We start from the raw sequence: 22,305 nt of genomic DNA, 5'->3' as shown, positions 1-22,305 counted from the left end.
ATCGATCGATCGGTCACGGCGATCGATGGCGGCGGGCACTACGCCGCCCTGCGCGCCGTCTCCGCCAGGCGCACGAGCTGCGCCACGACGCTGTTCACCAGGGGTTCGTCGGCCGCCTCGCTCCACGCCACGTGGATCTGCAGGACGGGCTCTGCCGGGTCGAGCCGCAGCAGGTGCATACCGTTCGCGCGGTTCTGCTCGCCGCGCGGCAGCGAGCAGAACCCGATCGCGTCGCTGGTCTCCAGCTCCAGCAGGTAGCCGGACAGGTCGGTGGTGCTCGGGGCGCGCGGCAGCGGGGTGCCGTGGGCGGCGGCGGTGGTGACGAGCGCCTCCTCGATCACCGGGCTGCCGCCCGCGTAGCCGGTCATCGCGGGGTAGCCGAGCAGGTCGCCGAACCGCACGCGCTCGCGGTCGGCCAGCGGGTGCCCCGGCCGCACGACGGCGACCACGGGCACGTCGAGCAGGTGCGTGCTGGCGATGCCCGGCACGTCGACGGGCCCGTAGACGAGCGCGAGGTCGAGGTCGCCGCGGCGCAGCGCGCGGAGCTGCTCGGGGGAGTCCATCTCGCGCAGCATGGTGGTCAGGCCGGGGTCCTGGGCGCGCAGGTCCTCCAGCAGCGGGAGCAGCAGCAGGCGGCTGGCCGGGTAGTTCGTGGCGATGCGCAGCGCCCCGTGGCGGCCTGCCGCCACCTGGCGGGCGCGGTCCACCGCCCGCTCGGCCGCCGACAGGACGCGTTCGGCCTCGGTGAGGAACACCTTGCCGGCCGGCGTGAGCCGCACGGTCCGCGAGCTGCGGTACACCAGCCGCACGCCGACGTCGGCCTCCAGCCGCTGGAGCTGCTGGCTCACGGACGCCTGGGCCAGGAACAGGCGCCGCGCCGCCCGGCCGAAGTGCAGCTCCTCGGCGATGGCGCGAAAGATCTCAAGCTGGCGCAGCTCCATGGCAGGGCCATGCAAGCGCACGGACGTGAACAACAGGGGACGAATGATCGAAGGTAGATTCATTGGACTTGTCCGACCGGGACCTGTCCCGCCAGTGAAGGGGCACCAGTGAGCCAGCCGCTCTACCTCGAGGTGTACGAGAAGCTCCGCGACGAGATCCACGCGGGCACGTACCGCGTGGGCGACCGGCTGCCCGCGGAGGCCGAGCTGACCAAGCAGCTCAAGGTCAGCGCCATCACGCTCAAGCGCGCGATGGACCTGCTGCGCGACGACGGCTACATCACGCGCAGGCCCCGGCTCGGCACGGTGGTGGTCAGCGAGACCGCCACGAGCGCCCCGGGTGCACGCACAGGCCCGGCGCCGCTGATCGGCTGCGTGCTGACCGACTTCGACGACACCTTCGGCACCCGGGTCCTGGCCGGGCTGCTCGACGCGTCGAGCGGCGTGGCGAACCTCGTGGTCAAGCGCACCCTCGGCAACGGCGAGGCGGAGGGCGACCTCGTGCGGGGCCTCGTGGCCGACGGCGTCCAGGGGCTGATCCTCGAGCCGAGCTCGTCGCAGTACGTGCCGCCGGCCGTGCTGGAGCTCATCACGCAGTCGTTCCCCGTGGCCATCCTGGACCGTGTGTTCGACGGCGTCCCCGTGTCGTCGGTGTGCTCCGACAACGTCTCGGCGGGCCGCCAGGCCGCCGAGGTCCTGTTCGCCTCCGGGTACGACCACGTCGGCCTGGTCTCGGCGGCGAGCACCGTGTCCACGGTGCAGGACCGGCTCGACGGCGTGATCGACGCCCACGCGACCCGGCACGTCCCGTTCGACCCGGCGCACCAGTTCCGCGAGGTCCGCTCCACGGTCCCCGGCAGCGGTGTGGTGCCTGACGACGACATCGCCGAGCTGGAGAAGTTCCTGGCCACCAACCCGGGCCTGACGGGGCTGGTGGCCACCGAGTACAACATCGCCGTCCTGCTGCGGGAGGCCGCCCAGCGCGCCGGGCGGTCCATCCCCGGCGACCTCGGCATCGTCTGCTTCGACCACCCGGACGCGTTCTACGACCAGGCGCGCTACCGGTTCACCCACATCCGGCAGGACGAGGCGCGCATGGGGACCGAGGCGCTGAACCTCGTGCTGGCCCAGCTCCGCGGCGCCGGCCAGGTCACGAAGGTGACACTGCCGACGGAGCTGGTGCCCGGTAGCTCGACCCGCTGACGCGCGGCGCGGAGGGCGCGGCGCTGGGTGCGCGGGACGGGGCGCGCGAGGCTGGGGTGCGCGGGGCCGGGAGTGCGCTTCTACCTAGTCATCGGGCCCATATGTGGTGCGGTTTACGGGCCTGATGACTGGGTAGAAGCGCACCTCCGGCACGCGGTGCAGCCCGGGTGGGGTGAATGGGTGTATTTCGGCGTATTGTCCGGTAGGTTTTGGGGGAAATCACGAGCGCCTGGGGGCAACGTCGCGCCCAGGGGGAGGAGCCCATCGATGTCGATGTTGCGTCGTGCCCGACGTGTCCTGATCACCGCCGCCCTGATCGTCGGCCTGCAGCCGGTCGCTCTGGCGCACGCCGGGCCGCCACCCGCACACTCCGTGGTCCCGGCGCCGTCGTCCGGCCTGGCCTCGGCGTCCAGCCTGGTCCCGTCGTCCGCCCTGGCGCCGTCGTCCGGCCTGGTCCCGTCGTCCGCTCCCGTCCCGGCGTCCGCCCCGGACGGCGGAGCGGACGCCGCCGACGACGTGGCCCGCGCCCGGGTCGCCACCGACGTCCTGATGGGTTCCTACGACCAGCAGAAGGCCTGGTTCCCGTCGAGCTGGTGGAACTCCGCCGTCGCGCTGCAGACGGTGGGTGACTACATGCTGCGCACGGGTGACCGGCGCTATGTCGACGAGCTGGACCACAGCTTCGAGACCAACAAGGGGCCGTTCCCCGCCGGCGAGCGGTCCACCGACGAGATCTACGGCAACTTCACCAGCCGGGCCATCGATGACGCCGGGTGGTGGGCGCTGAACTGGGTCACCGCCTACGACCTGACCGGCGACCGGAAGTACCTCGACATGGCCGTCACCATCGGCGAGTTCATGAACGGGTTCTGGGACCCGAGCACGTGCGGCGGCGGCATCTGGTGGAACGAGGAGCGGACGTACAAGAACGCCGTCACCAACGGCCAGTGGATCCGCCTGACCGCCGAGCTGCACAACCGCGTTCCCGGGGACACCGTCTGGCTGGACCGTGCCCAGGAGGCCTGGGACTGGTACCAGGCCAGCGGCATGATCAACGCCGACGGCCTGGTCAACGACGGCCTGCGGGACGACTGCACCAGCAACAACGACACGGTGTGGACCTACAACCAGGGCCTCGGCATCGGCGCGGCGCTCGAGCTCTACCGGGCCACGGGGGACCCGGAGCTGCTGGACTCGGCCCGGTACCTGGCCGACTCGGCGCTCGGCTCCGACGTGCTCGTCCGGGACGGCGTGCTGACCGAGTGGTGCGAGGCGCCCGGCCGGTCGTGCGACGACAACCAGAAGCAGTTCAAGGGCATCTTCCTGCGGTACCTGATGGACCTCGCCGACACCACGGGCGAGGCGCGCTACCAGGAGTTCGTCGCGCACCAGGCCGAGACGATCTGGGCGCACGACCGTGACGTCGCCGACCGGCTGGGCCTGCGCTGGGCCGGCAGTCCGAGCGCCGAGCAGCCCAACGTCTTCGACTGGCGCACCCAGGCCAGCGCGCTCAGCGCCCTGATCGCCGACGTCCCGCGGACCCTGCCGCGGCGCACCCTCTCCGCCGCGGCGTCACCAGCGGTGGTGGCGGTCATCCCGAGCCCGGGCAGGGCCGCGCGGACGAGCCTCGACGTCCGGGTGGCCGCGACGTCCGCCCGGCCCGAGCCGATGCTGGTGTCCGTGCGGACGGCCGGGCCGCGCGGCTGGCGGGTCATCACGGACGAGGTGATCCGGCTGCGGCCCGACGGCCACGCGCAGCCCGCGCAGGCCACCGTGCCGGTGGACGTGCGGATCCCGTCCAACACCCCCGACGGGACCTACCGCGTGACGGTGACCGTCAGCGCCCGGTCCGGGCTCGTCTACACGGCGCACGCCGACATCCTGGTGGCGGGCACCGTCGAGTTCGACGCCGGGTCGACCGAGGAGATCCCGTGGCTCTGGGACGCGGGCGGCTCCGGCTTCAGCGGGGGAGGCAGCCGGTACGCCGACGGCGTGAGCTACTTCGTCTACCGCTTCCCGTTCCCGGCTGGGACGACGTCGGCGCAGGTGACGCTGACGATCGACAACCAGTACGTGGTGCAGGTGGGGCCGGACGGCGAGAGCTGGACGACGGTGCTGACCGAGGACGAGCAGATCCGGGACGGCTCCAACCGGGCGGACCACACGATCGACCTGACGCCCCACCTCGGCCCGGACAAGGCGGCGTACGTGCGGGTGTCGGACGCGTTCCCCGAGGACGGCTGGGGCGGCGGGGTCTACCACGTGGTGGCGGGCTACACGGCGTCGTGAGCTAGCGGCGCGCGCGCCGTTCTGCCGATCTCGCGGAGGTCCGCTTCGAGAACGCCCTTGTGCATGGTTCGTGGCTCCGGACCATGCACAGGTGCGTTCTCGAAGCGGACCTTCGCTGAACGTGATCGATCAGCCCGACCCGGTGTTCTTCGGCGCGGCGGGGGCACGGCAGGATGGGGCCATGAGCGAATCCGATGTCACCGCGGTCATCGCCGAGGTCGAGGCCCAGGAGGCCGAGCTGGAACTGGCGTCCTTCACGCACGACGACGCCTGGCGGCTCGGCAGCCGGCTCGTCGAGCTGGCCGTCGAGCGGGGGCTGCCCGTCACCGTGGACCTCCGCAAGGGGACCCAGCAGGTGTTCCACGCCGCCCGCCCCGGCACCACGCCCGACAACGACTCGTGGGTCGAGCGCAAGGTGCGGGTCGTGTACCGGTTCGGGGCGTCGTCGTACCTCGTGGGGCTGCGCGCCCGGGCGAAGGGTTCGGACTTCAACGCCGACCACGGCCTGCCGTTCCAGGAGTACTCCGCCCACGGCGGCGCGTTCCCGGTGCGGGTCGCGGGCGTGGGGATCGTCGGCGTCGTGACGGTGTCTGGCCTGGCGCAGCAGGACGACCACGCGCTGGTGGTCGAGGCGCTCCGCGAGGTGGTGAAGGCTCAGCGCCCGGTCTGAGGACCAGCCCTCGGCCTGCGGACGGCGGCCCAGCGGTGACCCCGGACTGGCCGGCGTTCAGCAGGGCGACCACGACCCCCTCGGATTCCGGTCGCCAAGAGCTGCTGAACCGGCGTCAGCGGATCAGGAGGTGGACCACTGCTGGTTGGGCCCCGCGTGGCAGTCGTACACGATGACCGGCGTCCCGTTGTCCACGAGCGCGTTCGCGACGTCGAGGCACAGCCCTGTCGCGACGTTGCGCACGGTGCCGTCGGCCTGCGGGCTCCACTGCTGGTTGGCGGCGCCGTGGCACGTCCAGACGGTGACGGCGGTACCGGCCTGCCCGCCGCTCGGGTCGTCCAGGCACATGGTCCCCAGCACGCGCAGCTCGCCCGACGGCGACGCGGTCCACTGCTGGGCGGCGGTCCCGTTGCAGTCGTAGATGTGCAGCGCGGTGCCGTCGACGGCGGCGCCGCCGGGCACGTCGAGACACCGGCCCGACCCGGCGCTCCGCAGCGGTACGACCGTCGGCGGCGGTGGGGCGGACGCGGTCGGGGTGGGCGACGGTTCCGGGCCGGCCGGGTCGCTCACGGGGCTCGCCTCGGACGGGCTCGCCGTCGGACTCGGTTCGGTCGTGCCGGGGGTCGAGGTGGCCGGGCCGGACGCGTCGGCCGACACGTCGCGGTTCAGCACCCACACCGTGCCCGCGATGGCCCCGAGTGCCAGCACGCCGGCCAGCACCCCCACGAGCAGGCCGATCGGCGCGCGCCGACGTGGCGTGACCTGGTCGTACACCCTTGTCTTCCCTTCGTGGCCCGCGGCATTCACCCGTTCGCGCCGCACCCTACTCGGTCTGCGGCGCGCTCCGGGTGCAGGATCGGGGGGTGACCGGGAACGCAGATGCGACGGGACAGGGCGCCGGGGCTCGCGGCGCTGACGAGACTCGCAGCGGGGACGAGGCCCGCGGCGGAGGCGAGGCACGCCCTGCGGGCGCGGCAGGTAGTGGGCCGGTACACGGGGACGAGGCACACGGGGGCGAGGCACACGGGGACGAGGCACACAGGGACGCGACCCGCCGTGAGGCCGAGACACGTAGTCCGGACGGTCGCGCTCCGACGTGCTCGTTCGTGGTGACCGGCGGCGCCCAGGGCGTCGGGCGCGCCATCGTGGAGCGGCTGGCCGCCGAGGGCCACGTCGTGATCCTCGACGTCGCGGCGTCGCTCGACTGGGACCACCCCGACGTGACGCTTGTCAGCGGCGACGCGGCCGATCCCGACGTCGCCCGGCGCGCCGCCGACGCCGCGGAGGCCGCGGCCCCGCTGTCCGGCTGGGTCAACAACGCCGCGATCTTCCGGGACGCGCCGGTCACCGCGCCGCCGTCGGACGTGCTCGGGATCATCACCGCGAACCTGGCGCTCGCCGTCACGGGCTGCCACACCGCCGTCGGCCATTTCCTGCGGTACGGGCGGCCCGGGGCGGTGGTCAACGTCTCGTCCCACCAGGCGCAGCGGCCGGTGCGCGGCGCGCTGCCGTACGCCACGGCCAAGGGTGCCGTCGAGGCGCTGACCAGGGCGGTCGCCGTCGACCACGGGCCCGACGGGATCCGCGCGAACGCCGTGGCCCTCGGCTCCATCGCGACCGCGCGCTACGAGGAGTACCGGCGGGAGCATCCCGGCGTCGACCGCCAGATGGCCGCGCTGCACCCGCTCGGCCGCGTCGGGACCGGCCAGGAGGTGGCCGACGTCGTGGCCTTCCTGCTCTCCGACGCGGCGGCGTTCGTCAGCGGCGCCGTCCTGCCGGTCGACGGCGGACGCGCGGCGCAGGGGGCCGATCCGGAGGCCACCTGAGGGTCCGTCCGTAGGGGCCCGCAGATGGCAGATCGTCGCGCTGAGGGCGCCGACGGCCCCGGGCCGGGGCGAGGCGGCCCGGGGTACGAACAGGGCCTGACGGCGGACCGGGCCTGATCGCGGGGCCGGGCCGGACGACGGTTCGGGCCGCTAGGCTCGGGCCGTGCGGGACGAGCCGTGGAACGGTGCCAGGTACGAGGTCGGATACCCGGGAGGGCAGCGTGAGGCCGCGCGGCGCGCGTCGCAGAGCGGGGGCGGCGGCCCCTGGTGGTTCGGGGCGGCCTTCTTCGGCCTCATGGCGGCGGTCGTCGCTGCCAACGGCGGCGGGCTGTTCGTGGTGTTCCCGCTGGCGCTGATGGCGTTGACCGGCCTGTTCGCCATCGGCTCGACGGCGGACGCGGTGGTGGTGCGCCTGCGCTGGCTGCGCGCCTCCCGGGGCCGGGTCGCGCTGACGCTGCACGGCCGGGCGGTGGCGCGCCGGCGCACGGTCTCCGGGTTCACGCTGCGCACCGTCGTCGTCGAGCACGACGGCGAGGAGCGGTACGCGCACCTCCTGTTTCCCGACGGCACGGAGGACGAGGTGATCGAGCCGGGCCCGGTGGTCCTGGAACTGTTTGCCGGACAGACGGTGGCAGGACCGGGCCGCCTGCGCCAGGGGCGGTACACGGTGCTGTGGACCTTCGCGGTCCGACTCGGGCGTCCGGTGGGCGCGGGACGCGACGGGGTGGAGTACGGCGAGGCGGACGACGACCGTTCGGACGACGAGCGGGTGTGGACGGGGGATGACGGCTGGGACGGCGGTACCCGCTGGGGCTCGGGAGGCGGCTGGTCGGACAACGATCACGACGGCGACGGGGCGACCAGGACGGCGACGACTGACGACGGCTGGGCGCGGGAGTCCATCTGCTCGCAGCAGAACCGCCGCCGTCCGCCGCACCAGCGGTTCTACCCTCAGGTATGGCCGACACCGCTTCGCCCGCGCGCCCGGAGCGCGACCGGGCACCCGATGAGACCGACACCCCGCCGCCGAGGAACCGGGAACCGCTGTTGCGGCACCTGCTCGGGGAACGCCTGCGGCAGCTTCGTCACGCGCGGGGTGAGACCCTCGACCAGACGGCCCGCCGGGCCGGGATCTCGCCCCAGTACCTCTCGGAGATCGAGCGCGGCGCCAAGGAGCCGTCGAGCGAGATGATCGCGGCCCTCACGGGTGCGCTGGACATCACGCTCGCCGAGCTGGTCCTCGCCGTCGCCGACCGCCTGGTCGCCGTCCGCGACAACCTGTGGCAGCCGACCTGCCGGGCGGCCTTCGCGCTCGCGGCCTGACTCCCGCCCGTGTCACCGCTGGTCGATCACGTGGTCCACCAGGCCGTAGTCCCGCGCCGCAGCCGCGGTGAAGATACGGTCGCGGTCGGTGTCCGTCCGCAGCGTCTCGACGCTCTGGCCGGTGTGCCGGGACAGCGCGGCCTCCATGTCGGCGCGGATCCGGACCACCTCGTCGGCCTGCAGGATCAGGTCGGGGATCGCGCCGCGCCCCTGCGCGGCGGGCTGGTGCAGCACGACCCGAGCGTGCGGGAGCGCCGCCCGCCGTCCCTCGGCGCCCGCGGCCAGGAGCACCGCGCCGACGGCGACGGCCTGCCCGACGCACGTCGTGGACACCTTGGGCCGGATGTACCGGATGGTGTCGTAGATGGCCATGCCGGCGCTCGGGTCGCCGCCCTCGCAGTTGATGTAGAGCTGGACGTCGCCGTCCGGGTTGCTCGACTCCAGGTGGATGAGCTGGGCGATCAGGGCGTTGGCGACGCCGGCGTCGACCGCCGTGCCGAGGTAGATGATCCGCTCGGTGAGCAGATGGGAGTAGACGTCCATGATCCGCTCGCCGCGTGGGTGCGACGCGATGACGTTCGGGATGGTGTAGCTGCTCATCGGGCGTCCCCCTCGACCGTTGCGATGAAGCCGGTTGGTACACGATCAGGTGGCCGGATGTCGTCGAAGCCCTGAACGATCGTGTCGATGAACCCGAACTCGCGGGCCTCCTCGGCCGTGTACCAGTGGTCGTGCAGCGAGTCCTCGAAGACCCGCTCGACCGGCTGCCCCGTGTCCTCGGAGATGAGCCGCAGCACGGTGTCGCGGGTGTGCCGCAGGTCGTCCGCCTGCAGCTCGATGTCGACCGCCGTCCCCGCGATCCCCGCGGAACCCTGGTGCATCAGGACCCGCGCGTTCGGCAGCGCCCTGCGCTTGCCCGGCGTCCCCGCCGACAGGAGGAACTGTCCCGCGCTGTAGGCGATGCCCAGCACCAGCGTCGAGACGTCGTTCGGGACGGTGCGCATGAGGTCGCGGATGGCCAGCATCGCGGGCACCGACCCGCCGGGGGAGTGGATCCACAGGTCGACGTCGGCGGACGGGTCCTCGGTGGCAAGGGCGATGAGCTGGGTCATCAGGAGCGTCCCGTTGTCGTCGTCGAGCGGCCCGTCGAGCACCAGGACCCGGCGCTCGTACAGGTCGCGTCGTGAGCGTTCGCCGAACAGCGGCGGCTTGGGTGTGTCGTCAGTCATGGCACCACCGTGCCTGCCGGAGGGGGCCGTGCGGGGCGGAATCTGCCCACAGCAGGGCTGCTCAGAGCAGCGAAGGAGAGCCGCCCTGTGGAAAGCCTGCCCCGTGTCACCGGCTCCTGGCACACTGGCCGACATGACGCTCCCGGATGCCGCCACACCCGCGCTCGACGTCGCACCGACTCCGCTCGACGTGCTGCGTGAGGTCTTCGGTTACGACGCCTTCCGCGGCGACCAGCAGGAGATCATCGAGACGGTGGCGGGTGGCGGCGACGCCCTCGTGCTCATGCCGACCGGCGGCGGCAAGTCGCTGTGCTACCAGATCCCCGCGCTCGTGCGGCGCGGCACCGGCGTCGTGATCTCGCCGCTGATCGCACTGATGCAGGACCAGGTGGACGCCCTGGACGCGCTCGGCGTCCGGGCCGGTTTCCTGAACTCCACGCAGAACCCGGACGAGCGGCGCGAGGTGGAGCGGGCCTACCGGTCGGGCGAGCTCGACCTGCTGTACCTGGCCCCGGAACGGCTCGGCGTCGAGTCCACCGCCCGGCTGCTCTCCGATGGCACCATCGCGCTGTTCGCGATCGACGAGGCGCACTGCGTGTCCCAGTGGGGCCACGACTTCCGCCCCGACTACCTGCGGCTGGGCGAGCTGGCCGAGCGCTGGCCCGGCGTCCCGCGCATCGCGCTGACCGCGACGGCCACCCGGCAGACCCGCGAGGAGATCGCCACGCGCCTCGGGCTGACCGAGGCCAGGCACTTCGTCGCCAGCTTCGACCGCCCCAACATCACCTACCGGGTGGCCCCCAAGGACAACCCGGGCAGGCAGCTCCTGGACCTGCTGCGCACCGAGCACGCGGGCGACGCCGGCATCGTGTACTGCCTGTCCCGCGCGTCGGTGGAGAAGACCGCCCAGCAGCTCACGGACCAGGGCATCCGCGCCCTGCCGTACCACGCGGGCCTGCCCGCCCCCGTGCGCGCGGCCAACCAGGCGGCGTTCCTGCGCGAGGACGGCGTGATCATGGTCGCGACCATCGCGTTCGGCATGGGGATCGACAAGCCCGACGTCCGGTTCGTCGCCCACCTCGACCTGCCCAAGTCGGTCGAGGGCTACTACCAGGAGACCGGCCGCGCCGGACGCGACGGCCTGCCGTCCACGGCGTGGCTCGCCTACGGCCTGGCCGACGTGGTGCAGCAGCGCAAGATGATCGCCGAGTCCGACGGCGACCTCGCCCACCGCCGCAGGCTCTCGTCCCACCTCGACGCGATGCTGGCCCTGTGCGAGACCGTCGAGTGCCGCCGCGCCCAGCTCCTGCGCTACTTCGGCCAGGACCATCCCGGCGGCTGCGGCGCGTGCGACACGTGCCAGAACCCGCCAGAGGCCTGGGACGGCACCATCGCCGCCCAGAAGCTCCTGTCCGCCGTCTACCGGCTGGACCGCGAGCGCAACCAGCGCTTCGGCGTGGGGCACGTGGTCGACATCCTCCGGGGCAGGTCAACGCCCAAGATCACGCAGTGGGAGCACGACAGCCTCACCGTGTTCGGTGTCGGCACCGACCTGTCCGACGGCGAGTGGCGGTCCGTGGCGCGTCAGCTCCTGGCCCTCGGGCTGCTGGAGGTGGACCCGAACCACGGCACGCTGCTCCTCACCGACGCCAGCGCGGAGGTCCTGGGCCGACGGCGCGAGGTGCGGCTGCGGCGCGATCCGGCACCCCAGGGCGGCACGCGCAGGCCCGCGCGGTCGGGCGGCGCGCGCCCGGAGGCGGCGGAGCTCTCGGACGCCGACCGGGAGGTCTTCGAGCGGCTGCGCGCCTGGCGGGCGGCGGCCGCCAAGGAGCAGGGCGTGCCCGCCTACGTGGTGTTCCACGACGCGACGCTGCGCGCGGTGGCCGCGCAGCGCCCGGCGGATCTCGACGCGCTGAGCGGGATCAGCGGCGTCGGTCAGGCCAAGCTGGAGCGCTACGGCGCGGGGATCCTGGCGGCTCTGCATGCTGAGGACTGAACTGCTGAGGACGAACGGCCGAGGACTGAACCGCTCGGGGGACTGAACCGTCGAGGAGTGAATCGTCGAGGACTGAACCGGGGGAACGGCGTCAGGGCTGCCGCGGGACCGTTCGGCGCAGCACCGGCTCGGCGGCCGCGACGACGTCGGGTCCCGTGATGGCGCCGGAGAGCCACAGGCTCGCGAAGCCGTGCGCCACCGACCAGGCGGCCCGGGCGCCGTCGGCGTCGGGCGTCAGGCTCGCGAGGGTGTCGGCGGCCGCCTGCTCGGCCGTGCGCAGGTCGGCGTCATCCGCGTGCAGCAGGCTGCGGTCGAACATCACGGCGAAGTGGCCGGGGTGGTCCACGGCGAACCGCACGTAGGCGAGGCCGGCGGCCAGCAGGTCGTCGCCCGCCCGCTCCAGGGTCGCCGCGAGCAGCACGAAGCCCTCGGTCGCCACAGCCGTGAGCACGCCCGCCTTGTCGCCGAAGTGGTGGGCCGGCGCGGCGTGCGAGACCCCGGCCAGACGCGCCAGCTCCCGCAGGCTGAGGGCGGCAGGCCCACGTTCGGCGACCGCCCTCGCGGCGGCCTCGGTCATCGCGCGGCGCAGGTCTCCGTGGTGGTAGGTCATCGGGCTCCAATCTTTCCATTGACAAGATAGCACCGGAAGTGATGAAGTCTCCCTCGAACTTGTCGCCGTCAAGATTGGATCGTCATGCCCGTCCCGCTCCCCGTGCTGCTGCTCGGGATCACCGCCGTGGCCCGACTGCTCGGGCTGCTCGCGGTCCCCGCCCTGGACTCCTGGCACGACGCCGCCCGGGTCGGCCTCGCCGCGGTCTACCTCCTGGCGGCCTCCGGCCGGCTCATCCCCGACGTGCGCCGGGACCTGGAGCGCATGGTCCCGCCCGGGCTGCCGCGCCCCGACCTGCTCGTCGCGGGCACCGGGATCCTGGAGCTGGCCGGCGCGATCGGCCTGCTCGTACCCGCGACGGCGCCCGCGGCGGCGATCTGCCTGGGGCTCCTCACGCTCGCACTGACCCCGGCGAACATCTCGGCGGCGCGGCGCGGCGTCCTGTTCGGCGGCAAGCCCGCCACCCCGATCGGACGGCGCCTCGTGGAGCAGGCGCTCTACGTGGGGACGTGCGCCGCCGTGGTCTGGCTGCCGTACTGAGCGGTGCGGGACGGTTCAGCCCCTATGGCTGGGGTTCGGCCGGAGGCGTCGGGTCGAGCCCGGCAGCGCGGGACAGCGCGGCGAACCCGTCCGGGGTGCCCGGCCAGTGCCGGCGCAGCGGTTCGAGGCCGACGCGACGGACGACGCTGCGCAGCACGGCGACCACGATGATGGCGTCGTCGGCGTAGCCGAGCACGGGCACGAAGTCGGGGACCAGGTCGAACGGGACGGCGAGATAGGCCATCAGCAGCCCGAGCCGGATCCGCACGCCGCGGGGCAGGTCCGGGTCGGTGGCGAGGTTCTTCAGCAGCCGGATCAGGTCCGGCAGGATCCGCAGGGCCTCGCGGAGCACGTTGCCCTGGGGGCGTACGACCAGCAGCGCGACCACCAGCAGCAGCCAGGTGACCAGCACGGCGATGCCGAGCCCGATCAGGGTGTCCCGCCACCACATCAGAGGACCTCCTTCCCGCGCAGGTAGCTGGTCACCATGGTGACCAGCTCGTCCTCGATCGCGCCGACGGGAACCGTCCGCGGGGCCGCCATGAACCTGTGCACGTTGAGCTCCACGGTGGTCAGGATCAGCTCGGCGGCGAGGTCGGGGTCGCCCACATGGGCGTCGGGATGCCGGACGATGACGTCGCGCACCTGGGCGGTCCGCAGCCTGGCGTACCGGTCGATCGTGTCGAAGAGCTCCTGGGAGGCCGGCGCCTTCTCCAGCATCACCCGCAGGAGCTGCGGGTCGTCGTGGTGGTGCTCGATCACGTCGCGCACCAGCGCCCGGACGGTCGCCTCCAGCGTGCCCGCCGAGAGGTCGAGCCGGTCGGCGTCGGCCCACGCCCCGCGGTCGACGTGCCGGACCAGGAGCTCGGCGAGGATCGCGTCCTTGTTCGGGAAGTACTGGTACAGCGACCCGATCGACACCCGGGCCCGCTCGGCGATGCGGTTGGTGGTGCCGGCGGCGTAGCCGTGCTCGGCGAAAACGTGAGCAGCCGCCGCGAGGATGCGCTCGCGGGTGAGCTCTGCGCGCACCTGGCGCGGCCTGCGACGTGGTGCGAAGCGACGGTCGGCCGACGACATCCGGATCCTCCCCGAGGGCGACAAAAGCGAGTAGAAAAACCTGAGCCAGCTACTCACAATAGTACTGTGACCTGGGAAAACAGCACCGTGGACCAGCTCGTGAGCTCGGCGGAGTACGGGCGGCCGCCGACCGCGCTCCACCGCATGACCACTGTCGACGAGATCGAGGCGCTCGTGGGGCGGGCGCCGTCGGCGGTCAGGCTGAAGCAGCTCAGCGTCCTCGACGAGGGCTCACGGACCGTCCTGGCGCACTGCCCGCTCGCCGGATTCGGCTACCGCGACGCCAGCGGTGCCAGCCGCACGACCTTCATCGGCGGCACACCCGGATTCGTCCGCGTCCACTCGCCCACCCGCTTCTCGTTCACCCTGCCCGACGGCGCCGCGCACGGCGCGGTGTCGTTCGTCTTCCTGCTGCCGGGGGTGGGTGAGACGCTGCGCGTGAACGGCACGGTCGCCCGGCGCAAGGGCGCCGAGACGTTCGTCGACGTCCGGGAGGCGTACGTACACTGCGCGCAGGCCGTGATCCGCTCGCGGCTGTGGCAGCCACCGACGGCGGTGGGGCGGCTGGCGACAGCGGTAGGGCAGGCGTCTACGGCGGTAGGGCAGGCGTCTACGGCGGTAGGGCAGGCGCCGACGCCGTCGGGACAGCCGTCGGCTCCTGCGGGGCAGCCGTCCGCACCGGCGAGATCGGCCGGGACGGCCGGGCCGGGGGAGCCCGTGCCGGACGACCCGCTGCACCGCCCGGGCGTGGCCGGCTTCCTCGCGGCGGCCCCGTTCCTCGTCCTGTCCACCTGGGACGAGTCGGACGGCAGTGACACCAGCCCGCGCGGGGACCAGCAGGCCGTCGCGCGGATCCTCGACGGCCGGACGCTCGTCATCCCCGACCGCAGGGGCAACAAGCGCGCGGACAGCTTCCACAACCTGCTCCAGGACGACCGGCTCTCGCTCGCGGCCCTCGTGCCGGGCCGGACCGGGGTGCTGCACGTCAGCGGCAGGGGATCGATCACCGACGACCCCGGGCTGCTGGAGACGCTGGCGCTGCGCGGTACGGCTCCGCACGCGGCGCTGCTCATCGACGTCGAGCATGCCGAGGTGGCCGCCAGCGACGCCCTGGCCCGCTCGCGCGTGTGGAACCCGGCCACGCACCTCGACCGGGACACCGCACCGGACCTGGCGGCCATAGCCTCGGACCACCTCGCCGCCGGCATGGCGGACACCGGGCAGGGTCCGCTGGCCACCGTGCTCAGGGCCGTCATGCGGATCCCCGGGGCGGGCCGGCTCATGCGGCTGGCGATGGACCGCGCCTACCGGTCCGGCCTGCTGAAGGAGGGCTACGCGAACGTCGAGGTCGGGTCGCCGCGCGCCGGGCGGACGGAGGTGGCAGCCGCCGGGCGGGCGGAGCACCCGCTGCGGGAGGTGCGGATCGCCGAGGTCCGCCCGGAGACGCCCAGCGCTGTGACGCTGGTGCTGGAGGACGCCGCGCGCACGGGCACCTTCGACTTCCGGCCCGGGCAGTTCTTCACGCTGGTCGCCGACGTCGAGGGCCGGCCGGTGCGGCGCGCCTACTCCGCGTCGTCGGCGCCGGGTGCGTCGCGGCTGGAGGTCACGGTCAAGCGGGTGGCGGACGGGCGGTTCTCGACCCACGTCCACGAGCGGCTGCGCGCCGGGGACGTGCTGTCGCTGCGCGGCCCGTCCGGGACGTTCCACATCGACCCAGCGGCGGCGCACGACGTCGTCCTGGTGGCGGCGGGCAGCGGAGTCACCCCGATGATGAGCGTGATCCGCACGCTGCTGGCGCGGCCGTCGTCGGGGCGGATCTGGTTGCTGTGCAGCAACCGCACCCGGGAGGAGGTCATCTTCGCCGACGAGCTGCGCCGGCTGGAGCGGGAGAGCCCTGGGCGGCTGTCGGTCACGCACGTGCTGACCCGGGAGCGCGGGCGCCTCGACGCCGCGGGCGTGCGCGGCTGGCTCGCCGAGGCGCGGCCCGCGGCGAACGCCCGGTACTACCTGTGCGGGCCCGAGGCGCTCATGGACACCGTCCACGGCGTGCTGACCGAGCTGGGCGTGCCGGACGACCGCGTGCACCAGGAGCGCTACACGAGCGGCGCGGACACGGCGGCTGCCTCGACGGCGCCGCAGGAGCTGGTGGTCGAGGACGGGGAGCACGAGGTCGGCACCGTCGTCGTCGAGCCCGGTCAGACCCTGCTCGACGCCGGCCTCGCCGCGGGACTGCCCATGCCCTACTCGTGCACCGTCGGTAGCTGCGGGGACTGCATGGTGCGGCTCCGAGACGGGCAGGTCGCTATGAACGAGCCGAACTGCCTGACCCCGCAGCAGAAGGCCGACGGCTACGTCCTGACCTGCGTGGGCTGCCCGCTGTCCAAGGTGACGCTGGACATCGCGGAACCGTGACCTGGCCGGGCGACCTCAGCCGCACCCCCGTGAGACAAGGGCACCGGTGCCGGGGCCCGGCAGCTACGTGTCGGCCCCGACACCGACCGGCGACAGCGGCTCCTTGCCCGTCAGCACCCGCACGACCTCCTCCGCGGCGAACCGCCGCACCGTGGCGATCGACTCCTCCGAGTAGTAGGCCGCGTGGGGCGTGACGACGATGTTGTCCAGGGTGAGCAGCGGGTTGTCCGGCCGCCAGCCGCGGACCTTCGCCGGCTCCTCCTCGAGGTCGTCGACGCCGGCGCCCGCGATCCAGCCCTCGGTGAGCGCCCGGTGCAGGGCGCGGTCGTCGACGATCGGGCCGCGCGCGGTGTTGACCAGGATCGCGGTGGGCTTCATCCGCCGGAGCCGGGCCGCGTCGAACAGGTGGTGCGTCGTGGGGGTCAGCGGAGCCTGGATCACCAGGGCGTCCGAGGTGCTGACCAGCTCGTCGAGGGTCACCGGCCGCACGCCCGCCGCGGTGAGGCGCTCGGGCGGCAGGTACGGGTCGTGGGCGGTGACCACCATGCCGAACGCGGCCGCCCGGACGGCGATCTCCTGGGCGATGGCGCCGAACGACAGCAGGCCCAGCACGCTGCCGCGCAGGCGGTGGATCGGCGCTCCCGACCGCCAGTGCCACGTGCCGGCGCGGGTGGCGCGGTCGTAGCCGGTGATGCGGCGGGCCACCGCCAGCAGCAGGGCCATCGCGTGGTCGGCGACCTCGTCCTCGCACCAGTCGTTGGGCACGTTCGTGACCACGATGCCGTGCGCGCGGGCGGCCTCGACGTCCACGACGTCGACGCCGGTGCCGTACCGTGCGATCACGCGGCACCGGGTCAGCTCCGTGATGACACGCGCGCTCAGCGTCGCGTACTGGGTGACGACGCCGGCCGCGTCGCGCGCCGCCTCGATGACCTCGTCCTCGCTCTTGCACTGCGCGGCGACCAGCTCGAACCCGGCGTCCTCGATGATCGCCCGCTCGATGTCGACGTCGCCGAAGTCGTAGTCGGCGATCACCACCGGCTCACGTGTGGTCGTCATCGCCGGTCCTTTCCGCGGCGCGTGCGCCGGAGGCCAACGCGGTGTGCCCGTCGCCGAGCAGCGACGCGCCGTGCGACGCCGAGCTCGAGATCCGCTCGTACAGCGAGAGGATGCCCCGGGTGTGCCGGGGCGGGCGGGGCGTCCACCGCTCCCGCCGCCGGGCGAGGATCTGCGACATCTGGGCCTCCGTCCGCGGTTCGCCGCCGACGCCGACCACCGCGAGGCGCCGCTCGGGCACGTTGATCTCGATCAGGTCGTCCTCCTCGATCAGCGCGATCGGGCCGCCGTCGAGCGCCTCGGGCGCGACATGCCCCACGCAGGGGCCGCTCATCGCGCCCGAGTAGCGGCCGTCCGTGACGATCGCCGTGGTGTGCCCGAGCACCAGGTCGGCCGACAGGATCGCGGCGGCGAAGTACATCTCCGGCATGCCGTTGCCGTGCGGCCCTTCGTACCGGATGACCATCACGTCGCCCGGCACGATCCTGCGCTCGACCAGGGCCTCGACGGCCTGCGGCTCGTCCTCGAAGACGCGGGCCGGCCCGGTGTGCGTGCGCATCGGTTCCGGCACGGAGAAGGTCTTCATCATCGCGCCCTCCGGCGCCACGTTGCCCCGCAGGATCGCCACGCCGCCGTCGGTGGCGAACGGTTCGGCGCGCGGCCGGATGATCTCCTCCGGACGGACCTTCACGTTCTTCAGGTACCCCTGCCGCTCGCGCAGGAAGTACGGGTCCCGCTCGATCTCGTCGAGGTTCTCGCCCAGCGTCCGGCCGGTCACCGTGAAGCAGTCCAGGTGCAGCAGGTCACGGAGCTGGAGCATCAGCGCAGGCACGCCGCCGGCGTACCAGAAGTACTCGGCGGGGAAGCGGCCGGTCGTCATCACGTCGGCGAGCACGGGGACGTCCCGGTGGATGCGGTCGAAGTCGTCGATCGTGACCTCCACGCCGGCCTCCCGGGCGATCTCGGGCAGGTGCAGCAGGGCGTTCGTCGAGCCGCCGACGGCGGCGTGGAGCACCATCGCGTTCTCGAACGCCTCCCGGGTCAGGATGCGTCGCGGCGTGATGTCCTCGGCGATCAGGCGCAGCACCTGCTTGCCGGCGGCGCGGGCGTAGCGCAGCAGCTTGGTCAGCGGCTCGGGGACCAGGGCAGAGCCCGGGAGGGCGAGGCCGAGCGCCTCGGCCAGCACCTGTCCGGTGGAGGCACTGCCCATGAACTGGCACGCACCGCACGTCGGGCACGCACCGCGCTGGGCCAGCTCGAGCTCGGCGGCCGCCAGCTCGCCCCGCGTGACGGCCGCCCCCATCTCCCACATCTGGTTCGACGCCACGGAGTCGGGGGCGTTGAGCTGGGTGCCCCCGGGCACGTGGACGGCGGGCAGGTCGCAGCGCGCGATCGCCATCAGGTGCGCCGGGACGGACTTGTCGTTGCCGGAGATCAGCACCATCCCGTCGTGCGGGTGGGCCAGCGCATGGATCTCGATCATGGCGGTCATGACGTCCCGGGAGATCAGCGAGTAGCTCATGCCCTCGGTCGCCTGGACGACGCCGTCGCAGATGTCCGACACCACGAACTCCGCGGGCTTGCCGCCCGCCTCGAAGACGCCGTTCGAGACCTCCTCGACCAGGCCGCGGAAGTGGAACGTGCCGGGGTGCCCCATCCCGTAGGCGCTCTCCACGAGCACCTGCGGCTTGCCGAGGTCCTCCTCGGTCCAGTTCATGCCGAGCCGCAGCGCGTCACCCTGGAAGTTGATCTCCCGCAGGTGCTGGCTGCGCAGCGTGCGCGGGTCGATCGGCCCGGAGCTCCGCTCACCCATCGCGGTCCCCTCCGGTGGTCGGGCCCGCCTCCGGACGGGGTGCAGGCCCGTCGGACCCGGCGGGATACTCCTCCAGCGGCACGCGGTCCTCGGCCCACGCTGCGAGCACGGGGTCGAGGACCCGCCAGGACTCCTCGGCCTCGTCGCCGCGGATCGACAGCGCGGTGTCGCGCCGCAGGACGTCGAGGAGCAGGCGGCCGTACGCCGGCAGCGCGGGCGGTTCGAGCTCGGCCGCCAGCCGCACCGGGGCCAGCGTGCTGCCGTGCCTGCCGATGCCGGTGAGCTCGACCTGCACCCCCTCAGGTTCGAGCTCGAACCGCAGGACGTTCGGCGCGGTGTCGCCGGCGAAGCCCGCCGGGAGGTGCGGTACGGGGCGGAATCGGACCGCGACCTCCTTGCGGTCGGCGCCGACCGCCTTGCTCGTCCGCAGCCGGAAGTTCGTGCCGGACCAGCGCCAGCTGTCCAGGCGCAGGGTGACCTCGGCGTACGTCTCGGTCCGGTGGCCGGGGTCGACCCCTGCCTCGTCGACGTACGCGGGCACCGGGCGGCCGCCGATGGTCCCCGCGGTGTACCGGGCCCGGCGCGTCCGGTGCCGGACGTCGGCGTCCGACAGCGGGCGCACCGACCGCAGGACGTCGAGCTTGCGGTCGCGCAGGCCCCGCGCGTCCAGGCTGACCGGCGGCTCCATGGCGACCAGGCACAGGAGCTGCAGCAGGTGGTTCTGGAGCATGTCCTTGAGGGCGCCGACGCCGTCGTAGTAGCCCGCCCGTCCCTCCAGCGCCAGCGACTCGTCCCAGACGATGTCGACGTCACGGATGTGCGCGCTGTTCCAGATCGGCTCGATCATGCGGTTGGCGAGCCGGGTGCCCAGCACGTTCTGCACGGTGGTCATGGCCAGGAAGTGGTCGACGCGGAAGACCGACTCCTCGCCGACCGCGCCAAGGAGCAGGGAGTTGAGCTCCTCGGCCTGCTTGAGGTCCTCCCCGAACGGCTTCTCCAGGACGATCATGCTGCCCGGCGGCAGGCCGGCGTCGCGCAGCGCCGTGACGGCGGCACCGAAGACCGACGGCGGCAGCGCGAGGTAGGCGGCGACCGGGCCGTCCCCTGCGGTCACGGCCGCGACGGCGGCGGGGTCGGTGACGTCGGCGCGCCGGTAGCGCGACGCCGAGACGACGAACCGGCGCGCCTCGGCCGGGTACCCGGCCGCGTGCCGGTCGAGCTGCTCGGCGGCCCAGCGCCGGAACCGCTCGTCGTCCCAGCCCTCCCGGCTGGCACCGACGAGCCGGAACCCGTCCGCGAGGTGCCCGCCGGCGCGCAGGGCGGCCAGCCCGGGGAGCAGGAAACGGGCCGTCAGGTCGCCCGTCGCGCCGAAGATCGCCAGCCGTTGGATCGTCATCCGGTCTCCCCGTCGGCGTGCTGCCCGGGCCCGGTCCGGGCCGCAGCGTGCGCCCGGGCCAACGTCACCCCGCTCGCGATCACCCCGATGTGGCTGAAGGCCTGGGGGAAGTTGCCGGTCAGGGCACCCGTGGCCGGGTCGACCTGCTCCGACAGGAGGCCCAGCGGGCTCGCGCGGGCGCACAGCGATGCGTACAGCTCCTCGGCCTCGGCCAGGCGCCCCTGGCCCGCCAGGTTGTCGACCAGCCAGAAGCTGCACAGCAGGAACGCGCCCTCGTCGCCCGGCAGCCCGTCGGCCGACTCGTCGTGCCGGTAGCGGTACAGCAGCCCGTCGCCGGCGGACAGTCGCTCCGAGATCGCCGCGGTGGTGGCGACCATGCGCGGGTGGTCGGCCGGTACGACGCCGCGGAGGGACAGCGCCAGCAGGCTCGCGTCCAGGCTCGTGCCGCCGTCGAGGTGCTCGGAGAGCAGCTTGGCGTCGTCGTTCCAGGCCCGCGTCAGGATGGTCTCGCGCAGCGCCCTGGCCTCCGACCGCCAGCGCGCGACGGGTCCGTCCTGCCCGAGCCGTTCGGCGAGCGCGGCCGCGCGGTCGAGCGCCACCTGGCACATGGCCGCCGAGTAGGTGAAGATGCGGCCCTCGCTCCGCACCTCCCAGATGCCCTGGTCGGGTTCCCGCCAGGCTCGGCCGGCCGTGTCGGCGAGCGACCTGAGCCGCTGCCACAGGGCGGGCTGGAGCCGGCCGCCGGCCTTGACCCACTGGTCGGCGCAGTCCAGCACCTCGCCGTAGACGTCGTGCTGCCGCTGGTCGGCCGCGCCGTTGCCCCAGCGGACCGGCGGCGAGCGCCGGTAGCCCTCCAGCTCGCCGTCCTCGAGCTCGTCCGGGACGCGGCGCCCGTCGATGGTGTACATGATCCGGGCGTCGCGGCTCTGGTCGAAGGCGTCCAGGACCCAGCCGAGGAAGGCGTCGGCCTCGGTGACGAAGCCGATCCGGCGCATCGCGAAGACGGTGTAGGACGCGTCCCGGATCCAGGTGTAGCGGTAGTCCCAGTTGCGCACGCCGCCGACCGGCGCGGGCAGGGACGACGTCGGCGCCGCCACCACCGAGCCGTTCTCCCAGTGGTCGCAGAGCTTGAGGGTGATGGCCGAGCGCCGGACCATCGCCTGCTCCGGGCCGTCGTAGCTGAACCGGCCCATCCACCGGCGCCACGCGTCCCTGGTCTGCTGGAGGGTGGACTCCACGTCCAGGGCGTGGTGGCGGTGGAAGCGACCCCAGGAGAGCACCAGGTCCAGCCGGTCACCCTGGGCGAGCTCGTAGACGTCGTCCAGGCCCGTCAGCGTCAGGTTGGCCCGCAGGTGCAGGCGGAGCTCGGGCCGGCGTGCGGGCCGCACCGCGAGCCCGTCCAGCGACGGGTGGGCCAGGGCTCCGCCGCGCGGCCGGAGCGCGACCCGGAGGCGGACCCGGCCGGACAGCACCACCGCGGAACGCACGAGCTCGGACCGGCCGGCGGGGGCGTCGTCGGCGAGGTCGGCTCCCGAGCGCAGCACCAGGGCGTCCGTCACGCGGACGGTGCCCTCGGGTCCGCGCAGGTCGGTGACCAGCACGCCGGTGTCGGTCTCGTACGTCTGGCGGGAGTCCAGCAGGCCTTCGGGGGCGACGACGAACTCGCCGCCCGCCCGGTGGTCGAGGAGACCGCACACGAGGGGCTCGGAGTCGAAGGCGGGGACGCACATCCAGTGCACGGCGCCGTCGCGACCGACCAGTGCCGTGGTGGAGCCGTCGCCGATCAGCCCGAGGTCTTCCAGGGCGGGGTAGCCGTCGACCAGGCGGACGGGACGGAAAGCGGGATCGTGAACAATCCCCATGCCGAAGACGCTACCTCGCGGATATCGAACGCGACGGCCGGGGGCGTGCGCATTACACCATC

General features: G+C 73.3%; 20 protein-coding genes and 1 pseudogene. 9 read left to right on the top strand and 12 right to left on the bottom strand.

Annotation, left to right across the window (positions count from 1 at the left end):
• Positions 1–38 precede the first annotated feature (38 nt).
• Entirely contained in the window at positions 39–941 is a 903-nt protein-coding gene (locus AC0QU1_RS13110; protein WP_483569789.1) for a LysR family transcriptional regulator, read from the bottom strand.
• A gap of 108 nt (positions 942–1,049) precedes the next feature.
• Between AC0QU1_RS13110 and AC0QU1_RS13105 the strand changes: the two genes are divergently transcribed.
• The 3 genes from AC0QU1_RS13105 (at position 1,050) to AC0QU1_RS13095 (ending at position 5,103) form a co-directional block, all read left to right on the top strand.
• The gene (locus tag AC0QU1_RS13105; protein WP_483569788.1) at positions 1,050–2,144 is read left to right on the top strand and encodes a GntR family transcriptional regulator; all 1,095 of its coding nucleotides are present in this window, start codon (positions 1,050–1,052) and stop codon (positions 2,142–2,144) included.
• 267 nt (positions 2,145–2,411) lie between these two features.
• The gene (locus AC0QU1_RS13100; protein ID WP_483569787.1) at positions 2,412–4,433 is read left to right on the top strand and encodes a glycoside hydrolase family 76 protein; all 2,022 of its coding nucleotides are present in this window, start codon (positions 2,412–2,414) and stop codon (positions 4,431–4,433) included.
• 181 nt (positions 4,434–4,614) lie between these two features.
• Entirely contained in the window at positions 4,615–5,103 is a 489-nt protein-coding gene (locus tag AC0QU1_RS13095; protein ID WP_483569786.1) for a heme-degrading domain-containing protein, read from the top strand.
• A gap of 123 nt (positions 5,104–5,226) precedes the next feature.
• On the opposite strand, the gene AC0QU1_RS13090 is transcribed toward AC0QU1_RS13095, so the two are convergent.
• Positions 5,227–5,877, bottom strand: coding sequence for an RICIN domain-containing protein (locus tag AC0QU1_RS13090; RefSeq protein WP_483569785.1), 651 nt, complete (start codon positions 5,875–5,877; stop codon positions 5,227–5,229).
• Between the two features lie 332 nt (positions 5,878–6,209).
• Between AC0QU1_RS13090 and AC0QU1_RS13085 the strand changes: the two genes are divergently transcribed.
• The gene (locus tag AC0QU1_RS13085; protein WP_483569784.1) at positions 6,210–6,929 is read left to right on the top strand and encodes an SDR family NAD(P)-dependent oxidoreductase; all 720 of its coding nucleotides are present in this window, start codon (positions 6,210–6,212) and stop codon (positions 6,927–6,929) included.
• Positions 6,930–7,079: 150 nt separating this feature from the next.
• On the opposite strand, the gene AC0QU1_RS13080 is transcribed toward AC0QU1_RS13085, so the two are convergent.
• Positions 7,080–7,430, bottom strand: a complete 351-nt coding sequence (locus AC0QU1_RS13080) for a hypothetical protein (RefSeq protein WP_483569783.1) — start codon at positions 7,428–7,430, stop codon at positions 7,080–7,082.
• 456 nt (positions 7,431–7,886) lie between these two features.
• Here AC0QU1_RS13080 and AC0QU1_RS13075 point away from each other — a divergent pair.
• Both AC0QU1_RS13075 and AC0QU1_RS13070 read left to right on the top strand, forming a co-directional pair.
• A pseudogene (locus AC0QU1_RS13075) lies at positions 7,887–8,117 on the top strand (helix-turn-helix domain-containing protein); the annotation flags it as partial.
• Positions 8,118–8,252, top strand: a complete 135-nt coding sequence (locus AC0QU1_RS13070; RefSeq protein WP_483576809.1) for a hypothetical protein — start codon at positions 8,118–8,120, stop codon at positions 8,250–8,252.
• Between the two features lie 12 nt (positions 8,253–8,264).
• On the opposite strand, the gene AC0QU1_RS13065 is transcribed toward AC0QU1_RS13070, so the two are convergent.
• Together AC0QU1_RS13065 and AC0QU1_RS13060 are read right to left on the bottom strand one after the other, a co-directional pair.
• Positions 8,265–8,852, bottom strand: coding sequence for a ClpP family protease (locus AC0QU1_RS13065; protein WP_483569782.1), 588 nt, complete (start codon positions 8,850–8,852; stop codon positions 8,265–8,267).
• On the bottom strand, positions 8,849–9,481 hold the full coding sequence (locus tag AC0QU1_RS13060) for a ClpP family protease (RefSeq protein ID WP_483569781.1): 633 nt from the start codon (positions 9,479–9,481) through the stop codon (positions 8,849–8,851). Before AC0QU1_RS13060 ends, AC0QU1_RS13065 begins: the two co-directional genes overlap by 4 nt.
• A 133-nt stretch (positions 9,482–9,614) precedes the next feature.
• Between AC0QU1_RS13060 and recQ the strand changes: the two genes are divergently transcribed.
• Positions 9,615–11,477 (top strand): DNA helicase RecQ, encoded by a 1,863-nt coding sequence (gene recQ, locus AC0QU1_RS13055; RefSeq protein WP_483569780.1) that lies wholly within the window; start codon positions 9,615–9,617, stop codon positions 11,475–11,477.
• Positions 11,478–11,568: 91 nt separating this feature from the next.
• Here recQ and AC0QU1_RS13050 read toward each other — a convergent pair whose 3' ends face one another.
• A complete protein-coding gene (locus AC0QU1_RS13050) occupies positions 11,569–12,087 on the bottom strand; it encodes a TetR/AcrR family transcriptional regulator (protein WP_483569779.1) in 519 nt (172 codons plus the stop codon).
• A gap of 84 nt (positions 12,088–12,171) precedes the next feature.
• Here AC0QU1_RS13050 and AC0QU1_RS13045 point away from each other — a divergent pair, with 84 nt between their 5' ends.
• Positions 12,172–12,627 (top strand): DoxX-related protein, encoded by a 456-nt coding sequence (locus AC0QU1_RS13045; protein ID WP_483569778.1) that lies wholly within the window; start codon positions 12,172–12,174, stop codon positions 12,625–12,627.
• A gap of 22 nt (positions 12,628–12,649) precedes the next feature.
• On the opposite strand, the gene AC0QU1_RS13040 is transcribed toward AC0QU1_RS13045, so the two are convergent.
• A complete protein-coding gene (locus AC0QU1_RS13040) occupies positions 12,650–13,078 on the bottom strand; it encodes a YkvA family protein (RefSeq protein WP_483569777.1) in 429 nt (142 codons plus the stop codon).
• Complete coding sequence (locus AC0QU1_RS13035; RefSeq protein WP_483616529.1) at positions 13,078–13,656, bottom strand: TetR/AcrR family transcriptional regulator; 579 nt, start codon at positions 13,654–13,656, stop codon at positions 13,078–13,080. Before AC0QU1_RS13035 ends, AC0QU1_RS13040 begins: the two co-directional genes overlap by 1 nt.
• 114 nt (positions 13,657–13,770) lie before the next feature.
• Here AC0QU1_RS13035 and AC0QU1_RS13030 point away from each other — a divergent pair, with 114 nt between their 5' ends.
• Entirely contained in the window at positions 13,771–16,116 is a 2,346-nt protein-coding gene (locus tag AC0QU1_RS13030) for a 2Fe-2S iron-sulfur cluster-binding protein (protein WP_483569775.1), read from the top strand.
• Between the two features lie 63 nt (positions 16,117–16,179).
• On the opposite strand, the gene AC0QU1_RS13025 is transcribed toward AC0QU1_RS13030, so the two are convergent.
• Genes AC0QU1_RS13025 through AC0QU1_RS13010 form a run of 4 tightly spaced genes read right to left on the bottom strand, consistent with a single transcriptional unit; the run spans position 16,180 to position 22,243 of the window.
• The gene (locus tag AC0QU1_RS13025; protein ID WP_483569774.1) at positions 16,180–17,175 is read right to left on the bottom strand and encodes a C-terminal binding protein; all 996 of its coding nucleotides are present in this window, start codon (positions 17,173–17,175) and stop codon (positions 16,180–16,182) included.
• Positions 17,159–18,985, bottom strand: coding sequence for a dihydroxy-acid dehydratase (gene ilvD, locus AC0QU1_RS13020; RefSeq protein WP_483569773.1), 1,827 nt, complete (start codon positions 18,983–18,985; stop codon positions 17,159–17,161). The genes AC0QU1_RS13025 and ilvD overlap by 17 nt, the downstream gene beginning before the upstream one ends.
• Positions 18,978–20,381: a glucose-6-phosphate dehydrogenase gene (locus AC0QU1_RS13015; protein ID WP_483569772.1), complete on the bottom strand. Its 1,404-nt coding sequence runs from the start codon at positions 20,379–20,381 to the stop codon at positions 18,978–18,980. Before AC0QU1_RS13015 ends, ilvD begins: the two co-directional genes overlap by 8 nt.
• Entirely contained in the window at positions 20,378–22,243 is a 1,866-nt protein-coding gene (locus tag AC0QU1_RS13010; RefSeq protein WP_483569771.1) for a glycoside hydrolase family 15 protein, read from the bottom strand. Before AC0QU1_RS13010 ends, AC0QU1_RS13015 begins: the two co-directional genes overlap by 4 nt.
• Between the last annotated feature and the right edge of the window lie 62 nt (positions 22,244–22,305).

This window comes from Promicromonospora noduliphila, assembly GCF_056951025.1.
Note: the sequence above shows the minus strand (reverse complement) of the source record. Positions and strands in the feature narration are given on the sequence as shown.

Bases quoted from the DNA above. Each gene is read 5' to 3' on its own strand.
- ilvD (WP_483569773.1), bottom strand. From the start codon at position 18,985: ATGGGTGAGCGGAGCTCCGGGCCGATCGACCCGCGCACGCTGCGCAGC.
- AC0QU1_RS13015 (WP_483569772.1), bottom strand. From the start codon at position 20,381: ATGACGATCCAACGGCTGGCGATCTTCGGCGCGACGGGCGACCTGACG.
- AC0QU1_RS13110 (WP_483569789.1), bottom strand. From the start codon at position 941: ATGGAGCTGCGCCAGCTTGAGATCTTTCGCGCCATCGCCGAGGAGCTG.
- AC0QU1_RS13060 (WP_483569781.1), bottom strand. From the start codon at position 9,481: ATGACTGACGACACACCCAAGCCGCCGCTGTTCGGCGAACGCTCACGA.
- recQ (WP_483569780.1), top strand. From the start codon at position 9,615: ATGACGCTCCCGGATGCCGCCACACCCGCGCTCGACGTCGCACCGACT.
- AC0QU1_RS13095 (WP_483569786.1), top strand. From the start codon at position 4,615: ATGAGCGAATCCGATGTCACCGCGGTCATCGCCGAGGTCGAGGCCCAG.
- AC0QU1_RS13045 (WP_483569778.1), top strand. From the start codon at position 12,172: ATGCCCGTCCCGCTCCCCGTGCTGCTGCTCGGGATCACCGCCGTGGCC.
- AC0QU1_RS13065 (WP_483569782.1), bottom strand. From the start codon at position 8,852: ATGAGCAGCTACACCATCCCGAACGTCATCGCGTCGCACCCACGCGGC.
- AC0QU1_RS13025 (WP_483569774.1), bottom strand. From the start codon at position 17,175: ATGACGACCACACGTGAGCCGGTGGTGATCGCCGACTACGACTTCGGC.
- AC0QU1_RS13100 (WP_483569787.1), top strand. From the start codon at position 2,412: ATGTCGATGTTGCGTCGTGCCCGACGTGTCCTGATCACCGCCGCCCTG.
- AC0QU1_RS13040 (WP_483569777.1), bottom strand. From the start codon at position 13,078: ATGTGGTGGCGGGACACCCTGATCGGGCTCGGCATCGCCGTGCTGGTC.
- AC0QU1_RS13010 (WP_483569771.1), bottom strand. From the start codon at position 22,243: ATGGGGATTGTTCACGATCCCGCTTTCCGTCCCGTCCGCCTGGTCGAC.
- AC0QU1_RS13070 (WP_483576809.1), top strand. From the start codon at position 8,118: ATGATCGCGGCCCTCACGGGTGCGCTGGACATCACGCTCGCCGAGCTG.
- AC0QU1_RS13050 (WP_483569779.1), bottom strand. From the start codon at position 12,087: ATGACCTACCACCACGGAGACCTGCGCCGCGCGATGACCGAGGCCGCC.